At 53.6% G+C, this 10,879-nt stretch carries 9 protein-coding genes; 2 read left to right on the top strand and 7 right to left on the bottom strand.

Annotated elements, in window-relative coordinates; translation table 11 throughout:
• Positions 1-48: 48 nt before the first annotated feature.
• The 5 genes from ACO0U8_RS19515 to ACO0U8_RS19495 all read right to left on the bottom strand — a co-directional run bounded on the left by ACO0U8_RS19515 (position 49) and on the right by ACO0U8_RS19495 (position 5,846).
• Positions 49-1,356, bottom strand: a complete 1,308-nt coding sequence (locus ACO0U8_RS19515; RefSeq protein ID WP_421671444.1) for an amino acid deaminase — start codon at positions 1,354-1,356, stop codon at positions 49-51.
• A gap of 140 nt (positions 1,357-1,496) precedes the next feature.
• On the bottom strand, positions 1,497-2,636 hold the full coding sequence (locus ACO0U8_RS19510) for a glycerate kinase (protein ID WP_183850099.1): 1,140 nt from the start codon (positions 2,634-2,636) through the stop codon (positions 1,497-1,499).
• Between the two features lie 120 nt (positions 2,637-2,756).
• Entirely contained in the window at positions 2,757-3,647 is an 891-nt protein-coding gene (gene garR / locus ACO0U8_RS19505) for a 2-hydroxy-3-oxopropionate reductase (protein ID WP_183850157.1), read from the bottom strand.
• Between the two features lie 26 nt (positions 3,648-3,673).
• Positions 3,674-4,444, bottom strand: a complete 771-nt coding sequence (gene garL, locus ACO0U8_RS19500) for a 2-dehydro-3-deoxyglucarate aldolase (RefSeq protein WP_122096455.1) — start codon at positions 4,442-4,444, stop codon at positions 3,674-3,676.
• A gap of 55 nt (positions 4,445-4,499) precedes the next feature.
• Positions 4,500-5,846: an MFS transporter gene (locus ACO0U8_RS19495; protein WP_122096456.1), complete on the bottom strand. Its 1,347-nt coding sequence runs from the start codon at positions 5,844-5,846 to the stop codon at positions 4,500-4,502.
• A gap of 538 nt (positions 5,847-6,384) precedes the next feature.
• On the opposite strand from ACO0U8_RS19495, the gene garD reads away from it, so the two are divergent.
• The gene (garD, locus tag ACO0U8_RS19490; RefSeq protein ID WP_056772910.1) at positions 6,385-7,956 is read left to right on the top strand and encodes a galactarate dehydratase; all 1,572 of its coding nucleotides are present in this window, start codon (positions 6,385-6,387) and stop codon (positions 7,954-7,956) included.
• A gap of 69 nt (positions 7,957-8,025) precedes the next feature.
• Here garD and exbD read toward each other — a convergent pair whose 3' ends face one another.
• Together exbD and exbB are read right to left on the bottom strand one after the other, a co-directional pair.
• Entirely contained in the window at positions 8,026-8,460 is a 435-nt protein-coding gene (gene exbD / locus ACO0U8_RS19485; protein ID WP_122096457.1) for a TonB system transport protein ExbD, read from the bottom strand.
• A gap of 9 nt (positions 8,461-8,469) precedes the next feature.
• On the bottom strand, positions 8,470-9,375 hold the full coding sequence (gene exbB, locus ACO0U8_RS19480) for a tol-pal system-associated acyl-CoA thioesterase (RefSeq protein WP_221298272.1): 906 nt from the start codon (positions 9,373-9,375) through the stop codon (positions 8,470-8,472).
• A gap of 521 nt (positions 9,376-9,896) precedes the next feature.
• Here exbB and ACO0U8_RS19475 point away from each other — a divergent pair.
• Positions 9,897-10,874, top strand: a complete 978-nt coding sequence (locus ACO0U8_RS19475) for a TRAP transporter substrate-binding protein (protein ID WP_056772916.1) — start codon at positions 9,897-9,899, stop codon at positions 10,872-10,874.
• The last annotated feature ends 5 nt before the right edge of the window (positions 10,875-10,879 follow it).

The following is a 10,879-nucleotide window of genomic DNA, read 5'->3' as shown; positions in this document are numbered from 1 at the left end:
CAAAACGCCCGGCAATGTCCGGGCGTTTTTACAGGTAGTGAACGTCTGTCAAAACCAGGTCGTCACTGCGCCGGTCACGTCCCACTGTTCATTCACCAGCAACAGCTGACGCCATTTGTCGAATGTCAGACAGGGGTGACAAATGTCGAACACCAGCATGTCACCGACTTTCAGGTCGGCATTTTCAGGGATAGACATAAACGCATGCTGATCCATCATCGCATAAACCTTCCAGTCTTCCGGTGCTGGGACGACGGTGGTATAGCCTGACTGTGTTGCACTGCGGGGACGGAAATGACCGGCGGCTTTCGGGTAGCCAGCGTCGTAGCCAGCGTCACGTTTGCCGAAAGCGATAATCGCCCGGCCCGGCTCCGGCAATGACTGCACGGCCGCCCAGACCTGCAAAGCAGGCTGTAAGCTGCTGTTCATTTCCCGTGCCACCGGATTACTGGTTTGCATTCTTTCCAGTGCAGCCTGATAGGCACCGACGTCGTGCGTGACGTAACAGCCTGAACGCAAAATCACATCCAGCTGATACCGTTTATCGCTGTCCAGATAGCGGCTCTCACGCGTTAACTCCTCCGCCACCACATCAAACCAGGCGGAACCTGCACCGGTTAATATCACCTGTTGTTCGGCGAATTCACCTGCCTGCGCCAGCGCTTCAGTACGCGCGACGACGTGGCGCAGAAATGCACGGATCGCAGCTTCGTCGTTGCTGACACCTTCATACAGCTCGACACCGATCAGCGCCAGAGACTGCGGCCAGCGTTTGACCGCGGCCAGCACGTCTGCTTCCTGTTCTGCGGTACGGATACCGGTACGCCCACCCTGAATACCGTACTCAAACATCATGCGTAACGTCAGTTGCTGGCTGGCGAAGTAATGGCCGAGGGCATCAACGTTGTCGGCAGAATCCACCACACAGGAGAATTCGAAATCAGGATCCTCTCGCAGCAATCCGGCAATTATCGCCATATTGCCTTTGCCAATCAGCTGGTTCGCCATGATGACTTTGCGCACACCGTGCTTAAAAGCGGCATTAACCTGCGGCGCGGTCGCCAGCGTGATGCCCCACGCGCCAAATTCCAGCTGCATCTTATACAGCTCCGGGCTCATGGTGGTTTTGCCGTGTGGCGCGAGTTTTAACTGATAACGCTGAATAAATTCACGCATCCACGAAAGATTGTGTTCGATTCTCTCCTCGAGCAGCACTGCCACCGGCAGGCTGACGTCCTCGCGCAGGATATTCCAGCCTTGCTGGCGAATATCGCCCATGCAGGCATCCGCGCTGAGTGGCCCTAAACCTTTAGTGTGTGTATTGACCGGTTGCTTCGAAAAATCAATCTCTGACATGGCTACGTTCCCGTTGCGATTTGATTCTAAAAACTAACGTAAAATCGTCGGGAATAAAACACAAAAACCGGCGCAGGCTGGGCCTGAACACCGGTTTTTTAGTGACGCATTGTTGCTGATTATTTACTGAAAATAAGCTTTCAGAGCTTTTGCGATAACTTAATGGTCGCGGCAATATTGCGTGCTGATTTACGCAGATTATCAGCGGCATTTTTCAGCGCATCTTCCAGCGTACACACACTGTAGAGCACGCTGAAAACCGCATCCAGCCCGTGTGCATACACCACATCAACATCTTTCGTCAGGCTGCCCGCAATGCCGATCACAGGTTTGTTATAACGCTTGGCGACCCGCGCCACGCCGATCGGCACCTTGCCGTTGATGCTCTGGCTGTCGATTCGTCCTTCACCGGTGATCACAAGCGTCGCATCTTTCACTAACGCATCCAGCCCCAGCGCATCGGTGACGATCTCGATGCCCTGACGCAATTCCGCGCCGCAGAATCCGTACAGTGCTGCGCCCATACCGCCGGCCGCGCCTGCGCCGGGAACGTGCTCAACATCGATACCCAAATCCTGTTTGATCACGCTGGCATAATGATGCAGATAACCGTCGAGTTGCTCGATCATCTCAGGCGTTGCGCCTTTTTGCGGGCCAAAGATGGCAGACGCACCGTCTTTGCCGGTCAGCGGATTGGTCACGTCACACGCCACTTCAAAGCGGCATTTTTTGATCCGCGGATCCAGCCCGCTGATATCAATGTGATGCAGTTTCTCCAGCTCACCGCCGCCCTGGCCGATCGGTTTACCCTCCTGAGTCAGTAACTTCGCGCCCAGCGCCTGCATCATGCCAGCCCCGCCGTCATTGGTGGCGCTGCCGCCGATACCGATGATGCAGTGTTTGACGCCATGGTCGAGTGCCGAATGGATCAGTTCGCCTGTGCCATAAGAGGTGGTTTTAAGGGGATTGCGCTGCGCCGCCGGGACACTTTCCAGCCCGCTGGCGGCCGCCATTTCGATAAAGGCGATTTTCTCGTCGCCGGAAAGCCCGAAGAACGCGTCGAGCGGTGTGCCCAGCGGGCCGGTAACATTCACTTTTACGATGCGTCCGCCGGTCGCCGCGACCATGGCTTCTACCGTTCCTTCACCGCCGTCGGCCACCGGCAATTTAATGTATTCCGCCTCAGGAAAAATCTCACGAAATCCGCTTTCGATGGCCTTCGCCACATCCAATGCAGACAAACTTTCTTTGTATGAATCCGGTGCGATCACTATTTTCATAAAGTCATTACCTTCATAACTGCACGCGCCGTTGTGGAATAGCGTCCTGTCAGTTTTGCTTTCTGCCGGAAGGGCAACGCGGCACGATTCACGTACATCTTGCCGCGCGGCCACCTCTGACTAACGGGTAACTTCAACCTTCGCTAAGTTTTCATAATAGCGTGCAATGGCGCTATGGTCAGATTGCCCGTGACCATCCGCTTTCAGAGCCTGCATCATTTCCATGACCAGCGAGGTCAGAGGCAGTTGCGCACCCACGCCATGAGAGGTGTCGAGTGCATTGGCTAAATCTTTGATGTGCAAATCAATACGGAAGCCCGGTTTGAAATTGCGATCCATCACCATCGGCGCTTTCGCTTCCAGAACGGTGCTGCCTGCCAGTCCACCCCGGATGGCCTGGAATACCAGGTTAGGATCGACGCCCGCTTTGGTGGCCAGCACCAGTGCTTCTGACATTGCCGCAATGTTGAGCGCAACAATGACCTGGTTTGCCAGCTTAGTGACGTTACCCGCGCCGATGTCGCCGGTATGCACCACAGATCCCGCCATCGACTTCATGATGTCATAGCAATGATCGAACACGGCTTTATCACCGCCAACCATCACCGACATGGTGCCATCGATGGCTTTTGGTTCGCCGCCGGAGACAGGTGCATCCAGCATCGCAATCTGTTTCGCTGCCAGCGCTTCGCTGATTTCACGGCTTGCCAGAGGTGCGATGGAACTCATGTCGATGAAAATCGTCCCGGGACGCGCGCCTTCGATCAGGCCGTTTTCGCCCAGCGCCACGTCTTTCACCTGAGGCGAATTTGGCAGCATAGTAATGATCACGTCAGACTGTTCAGCGACCGCTTTAGGCGTGTCAGCGGCGGTGGCACCCAGCGCAACAATTTCGCCCACGGTATCAAGATTGCGGTCCATGACCACCAGTTCATACCCTGCTTTGAGCAAGTTTTTACTCATAGGCTTGCCCATGATGCCTAAACCAATAAAGCCAATTTTCATTCGAATATCCTCTGATTATTGATGTGATGAGATCACTTAGTGAAGCGATCACACAGCGCCTGCGTTCCTGCGCGATAAATACCCAGGTCGCTGCCAACGGCCACAAAGGTCGCGCCCCATTCCATGTAGCGGCGCGCATCGGCTTCGACCGGCGCCAGAATGCCGCTGGATTTTCCGTGGGCTTTTGCGCGTTCAAAAATGTGACGAATGGCAGCCTGTACTTCCGGATGACCGGCGTTGCCGAGGTGCCCCATGCCAGCGGCCAGATCGCTTGGCCCGACAAATATGCCGTCAATGCCGTCGGTAGCGGCAATCGCATCGAGGTTATCAACGCCCTGCTGGCTCTCGATTTGCACCATCACCGTGATGTTGTCGTTAATGCTGGTGAAGTAGTCCGGCACCGTGCCAAACATGTTGCTGCGATGCGAAACGGACACGCCGCGGATCCCTGCCGGCGGATAGCGCGTGGAGGCGACGGCACGTTCGGCCTGCTCCTGCGTCTCTACAAACGGGATCAGGAAATTGTAGAAACCGATATCGAGCAGACGTTTAATCACCACCGGCTCGTTGAAAGGTGGTCGCACGACCGGCGCGCTTTTACTGCCTTTAAGCGCCATCAGCTGTGGAACAAAAGTGCTGATGTCATTGGGTGCGTGTTCCCCGTCGAGCAACAGCCAGTCAAATCCTGCGACACCCAACACTTCTGTGGCAATCGGGTTGCACAATGCGGCCCAGCATCCGATCAGCGTTTTGCCTTGCAGTAAGTCCTGACGGAACCGGTTTGGAATCATTGGATTACTCATAGTTGACCTCGTTATAGGGCGGGCGCGGGAGTTCCCGTCTGCCCGCCATCGCAATTTACTGTTTCTTAAGTTCGAGACGCTTGATTTCACCGACGACCAGCAGGTAACACAGCATCGCCATCAGGGCGGAACAGCCGACGAAAATCAGAGCCATGTTGAAAGAATGCAACCCTTTAACGATATAACCGATGACCAGCGGAGTAACGATTGACGCGACGTTGCCAAAGACGTTGAAGATACCGCCGCACAGGCCAATCACTTCTTTCGGCGCGGTATCTGCAATCACCGGCCAGCCCAGCGCACCGAAGCCTTTACCGAAGAACGCCAGCGCCATCAGGGTAACGACCAGAGTATTGTTATCGGTGTAGTTACATAAAATGATGCTGGTGGCTAACAGCATGCCCAGCACAATCGGAATTTTACGCGCCACGGTCAGGGAGAAACCGCGTTTGAGCAGGTAATCGGAGAACACGCCGCCGAGTACGCCACCGGCAAAGCCGCACAGCGCCGGAATGGCCGCAATCATCCCCACTTTGAGGATAGACATACCTTTTTCCTGAACCAGATAAATCGGGAACCAGGTCAGGAAGAACCACGTAATACTGTTAATAAAGTATTGGCCGAAGAAGATCCCAAGCATCATGCGGTTGCTCAGCATCTGGCGCACATAGCTCCATTTCGGGCCACTTTTCGCGCCGTCGGCTTTCTTGTGGTCGATGTCGACCACCGCGCCGCCTTCTTTAATAAATTCCAGCTCGCTTTTCGATATGCCAGGGTGTTCCGGCGGGTTGTGGATAAATTTGATCCACACCAGCGTCAGCACAAAACCAATCACCCCCATCACGATAAAGACATGTTCCCACCCCCAGGCGTAGGTCAGCCAGCCGAGCAGCGGAGAGAACAGCGCGAGCGAGAAATACTGTGCGGAGTTAAAAATCGCCGAAGCCGTTCCGCGTTCTTTCGTCGGGAACCAGGCCGCCACGATACGGGCGTTGGCCGGGAAGGAAGGCGCTTCGGAGAAACCGAGCATAAAGCGCAGGATGAACAACGTCAGCGCGCCGTACGCCAGCGGGAACCAGCCCACAAAACCTTGTAACAGTGTGAACAGTGACCAGAAAAACAGGCTGTAGGTGTAGACTTTTTTGGAACCGAATTTGTCCAGCAGCCAGCCGCCAGGCAACTGCATGATCAGATACGCCCAGCCAAACGCCGCGAAGATTTGCCCCATATCAGCGGCATCCAGGCCCAGCTCACGCGCGACCTCGGTACCGGCAATGGAAAGCGTTGCACGGTCGGCATAATTCACCGCCGTGATAAGAAATATAATCAGCAAAATATAATAGCGAATATGTGTTCGCGTCTTACTTTGCGCCAGCACTCGGGACTGGGATTGAACGCTCATGGTGACCCTCATTTTACTATTACGGAATCATTCGCAGAGAAATTACAGTTACCGAAATAACGTTTTTACTTTTCGCCTGCGGTTTTCCTTTATATGAGACAGACATTTCATAATTATTTATTTATGTCTGAAATTTACCTGTATTGCTTTGAACGCTACCTTCAGAGGGCCAACACAGTATAAAAAACGATGCCTCAAATAACACTGTGCATTCGCACAAGAATACGCCGGTTGAAAACGACTATTCTTTTGCATTCACACATCATTGTGGGAGGATAATCACAGTTCACGCGGCCGCTGAAGCCGCACAGATCAAAGGGTGATATTCATCACATTTATTCTGTCACCTGCCACACAGAATGACGTTCAGCGGGTGAAAAGCTGGTCAGTTGCACAATGAGGTTCCCGGACAGCTGTTTTATAATGGATGCATACCCTGTATTGCCGAAAAGACAAAACGCAACATTTGTACGCTACGAATTCAGAGAATTAACCGAAGGTTCTTTTTTCGGGATGTTTAATAAACGCGGAGACAGTTATGTCACGTAATAAAGATAAAGAGCATGCAACCGACGCACTTTTCATTAAAGTTCATGAAAACGATAACGTTGCCATTATTGTGAATGATAACGGCTTAAAAGCCGGCACCCGATTTTCAAATGGTCTGGAATTAATTGAGCATATTCCTCAGGGCCATAAAGTTGCTTTGCAAACCATTGCCAAAGGCGGCGATATTATTCGTTATGGTGAAGTGATTGGTTATGCCGTGCGGGAAATCGCCCAGGGCGGCTGGATCGACGAATCTCTGGTCGAACTGCCGGTCGCTCCGGAACTGAACAGCCTGCCGCTGGCTACCCGCGTTCCCCCTGCGTTGCCGCCGCTGGAAGGCTTCACGTTTGAAGGCTACCGCAACGAAGACGGCAGCGTAGGCACTAAAAATCTGCTCGGCATTACCACCAGCGTTCACTGTGTGGCGGGGGTGGTGGATTACGTAGTAAAAATCATCGAGCGTGATTTACTGCCCAAATTCCCTAACGTCGATGGCGTGGTGGCGCTGAATCATCTGTACGGATGTGGCGTGGCGATCAACGCACCGGCAGCGGTCGTCCCGATCCGCACCATTCACAATCTGGCACTGAACCCGAACTTTGGCGGCGAAGTCATGGTGGTCGGCTTAGGTTGTGAGAAATTACAACCTGAACGCCTGCTGGAAGGCACGCCGGATGTGCAAGCCATTTCCCTCGACGACACCCATATCGTCCGTTTGCAGGATGAGCAGCACGTCGGCTTCCAGTCAATGGTTGACGATATACTGACTGTCGCGCAGTTCCATCTGGAACGGCTGAACCGTCGTCAGCGCGAAACCTGTCCGGCCTCTGACCTGGTGGTCGGCATGCAGTGTGGCGGCAGCGACGCTTTCTCCGGCGTGACTGCCAATCCTGCCGTGGGCTTTGCCTCGGATCTGCTGGTTCGCTGCGGCGGCACGGTGATGTTCTCTGAAGTGACGGAAGTGCGCGATGCGATCCACCTGCTGACTCCGCGTGCTGCTGACGTCAGCGTCGGTAAACGCCTGCTGGAAGAGATGGCCTGGTACGATAATTATCTGTCCCTCGGACAAACCGACCGCAGCGCCAACCCGTCGCCGGGCAACAAGAAAGGCGGACTGGCTAACGTGGTCGAAAAAGCACTCGGTTCGATTGCGAAATCGGGCACCAGCGCAATTTCAGAAGTATTGTCTCCGGGGCAACGTCCGACCAAAAAAGGCCTGATTTTCGCTGCGACGCCAGCCAGTGATTTCGTCTGCGGAACGCAGCAACTGGCCTCGGGCATCACTGTGCAGGTCTTTACCACCGGGCGCGGCACGCCGTACGGCCTGCTGGCGGTGCCGGTGATAAAAATGGCTACCCGCACCACGCTGGCGAACCGCTGGCATGACCTGATGGACATCAACGCCGGTACGATCGCCACCGGGGATGCCACCATTGAAGACGTCGGCTGGGAGCTGTTCCACTTTATTCTGGACATCGCCAGCGGTCGTAAAAAAACCTGGTCCGATACCTGGGGTATTCACAATGCGCTGGCGGTATTTAACCCGGCGCCGGTGACCTGATCTGCCACATCACCAAAGCAAAAGGCCAGCAATGCTGGCCTTTTTTATGCTTCGGATCTGAAGGATAACTTACTGAGCCGCTGCTGCGCCCGTCTGTTCTGCACCTACCAGCCCGACTTTCAGATAACCGGCTTTACGCAGGTTATCCATCACATTCATCAGCGTTTCGTAGTCCACCGTCTTATCTGCACGGAAGAAAATCGTACTCTGCTTATTGCCCTGAGTACGCTGATCGAGCATGGCAGTCAGGTTGTCGCTATTTACCGGGCTGTCGCCGAGGAACAGCTGTTTGTCCGATTTCACCGTCAGGAAGATCGGTTTCTCAGGACGCGGCTGCGCTTTCGCCGTGGAAGCCGGTAAATCTACCCGCACATCTACGGTGGCCAGTGGCGCGGCGACCATGAAGATGATCAGCAGAACCAACATAACGTCGATAAAAGGCGTGACGTTGATGTCATGCATTTCACCGCTTTCGTCGATATCGTCGTTTAACCGAATAGCCATAATCTGTTCTTATCCTACGCGTAACTGACCTGTCTGACCGCGCGGCGCATCGCCTTCGCTGGCAGCCAGATCCAAATCACGGCCCTGTAACAGGATAATCTGCGCCGCCACGTCGCCAACCTGATGACGATAGGAAGTGATGGTACGGGCGAAAATGTTGTAGATAACCACTGCAGGGATCGCAGCAACCAGACCCACCGCGGTCGCCAGCAGAGCTTCTGCAATACCGGGTGCCACAACGGCAAGGTTAGTGGTCTGGGTTTGGGCGATACCAATGAAACTGTTCATGATGCCCCACACGGTACCAAACAGACCGACGAACGGAGAGATCGCGCCGATAGTGGCGAGGATCCCATTGCCCCGGCCCATGTGACGCCCGGCAGCACCCACACGACGCTCCAGACGGAAACCGGTACGTTCTTTAATGCCGTTGTTGTCGGTGGAACCGGCAGACAGCTCGAGTTCATTTTGCGCATCGCGGATCATTTGTGCGCTGATGCTGCTGGCGGCGAAACTCTCAGCCTGCTCGGCAGCTTCGTCCAGCGTACGCACGGAAGACAACGCATCAAATTCACGGCGCATACGGCGTTTAGCGCTGAACACTTCGGAGCCTTTGCTGAACAGCAAAGCCCAGGTGACAACGGACGCCAGCAGCAGGCCGATCATGACAGTTTTCACCACCACGTCAGCATGATGGTACATGCCTAATACGGACAGATCGGTAGGGATGACAGGAGCTTCCGCTGGTGCGGATTGCATAACCGGCGCGGGCGTGGTGTCTGCCGCAGCAGGTGCCGGTTGCGTGGTTTCAGAAGTGACAGCATTCGCCGCCGGCGTCGCAGGTGCAGCCATTGCATTACCGCTCAGGCCAACCACCAACATTAACGACATCAATACTGAGGTCGTTTTTTTCATCTTATTGCGAGCCGTTTTCACGCGTCGCCTCCAGCCAGAATCAGTGTATATGGGTTAAATAACGCCGAATTGTATCAAATAAAAAGACCTAATTGATAGTCGTTCTCATTATTATTTACATTGTCCCGCCTGCTGACGCGGGTGTCCTTGACGGATGACAAGGTTTTGAGTCTTTGGTCAATACTTCAACAGTTATACACGGGTCACACTTTTGCAAAAAATCCCGCGGTAAATCAATCGCCTGAACATAATTATCAAAGACAAAACAATGTTTTAAATATTAAGTAACAGCATTTTACATTTGTTATTAATTTGTGATAACGCTCAAATACCCGGCAGTTATAAATAAGGTAAGGTCTATGTACCGGGAAAGACCACACACCGGGATTTCCAGTATCCATTTAATTTATAAGACAATTTATAAGATTCGCATGAGGTTCCGTCAGCGCACGGCGCGCCAGACCGGTTCATTTTCGCTGTAACTTTTCATTCCCTTACTGAATTCCCCTGGAGACAAACTGATGAAAATGCAAAAAGCACTTCTCAGCCTTTGCCTGAGTTCCGCGACCCTGTTATTCACTTCCGGCCTGTCAGCACAAACGTTGAAAGCCGCCGACGTGCATCCGCAAGGTTACCCGAACGTCGTTGCCGTCCAGCATATGGGCGAAAAGTTGCAAAAACAAACAGACGGACGCCTTGAAATCAAAACCTTCCCCGGCGGTGTGCTGGGCGACGAAAAGCAGGAAATTGAACAGGCGCAGCTCGGTGCGCTGGATATTATTCGCGTATCAATGACCCCGGTGGCGTCGATCCTGCCCGAAATCAACGTGTTCACCCTGCCCTATATTTTCCGCGATGAAGATCACATGCACAAAGTGCTCGACGGTCAGATTGGCAAAGAGATCGGCGATAAAATTACCAATAACCCGAACTCCCGGCTGGTATTTCTCGGCTGGATGGATGGCGGGACCCGCAATCTGATCACCAAAGAACCGGTCGTCAAACCGGAAGATTTGAAAGGCATGAAGATCCGCGTTCAGGGCAGCCCGATTGCGCTGGCAACGCTGAAAGCCATGGGAGCAAACCCGGTCGCTATGGGCGTCAGTGAAGTGTTCAGCGGTATGCAAACCGGGGTTATCGACGGCACGGAAAACAATCCGCCAACCTTCGTCGCGCACAACTACCTGCCGGTGGTGAAAAACTACACCTACAGCCGTCATTTCATTATTCCTGAGCTGTTCCTGTACTCAAAAGTGAAATGGGACAAGCTGAAACCGGAAGATCAGCAATTAATCCTGAAACTGTCAAAAGAAGCCCAGGATGAGCAGCGTGAACTGTGGAAAGCCTATAACGAAAAAGCCCTCGCCACCATGAAAGCGGGCGGCGTGAAATTTTACGACATCGATCCGGCGGCCTATGTTCAGGCCACCCAGTCCGTTCGTGATGAGTTCGGTAAAGACCATAAAGATCTGATGCAGCAAATCGCTGACGTTCAATAACCACT

This window comes from Rahnella sp. EDr1-12, assembly GCF_049206505.1.
GTDB classification, from domain to species: Bacteria; Pseudomonadota; Gammaproteobacteria; order Enterobacterales; family Enterobacteriaceae; genus Rahnella; species Rahnella rivi.
This window is presented reverse-complemented; position numbering and strand designations above follow the sequence as displayed.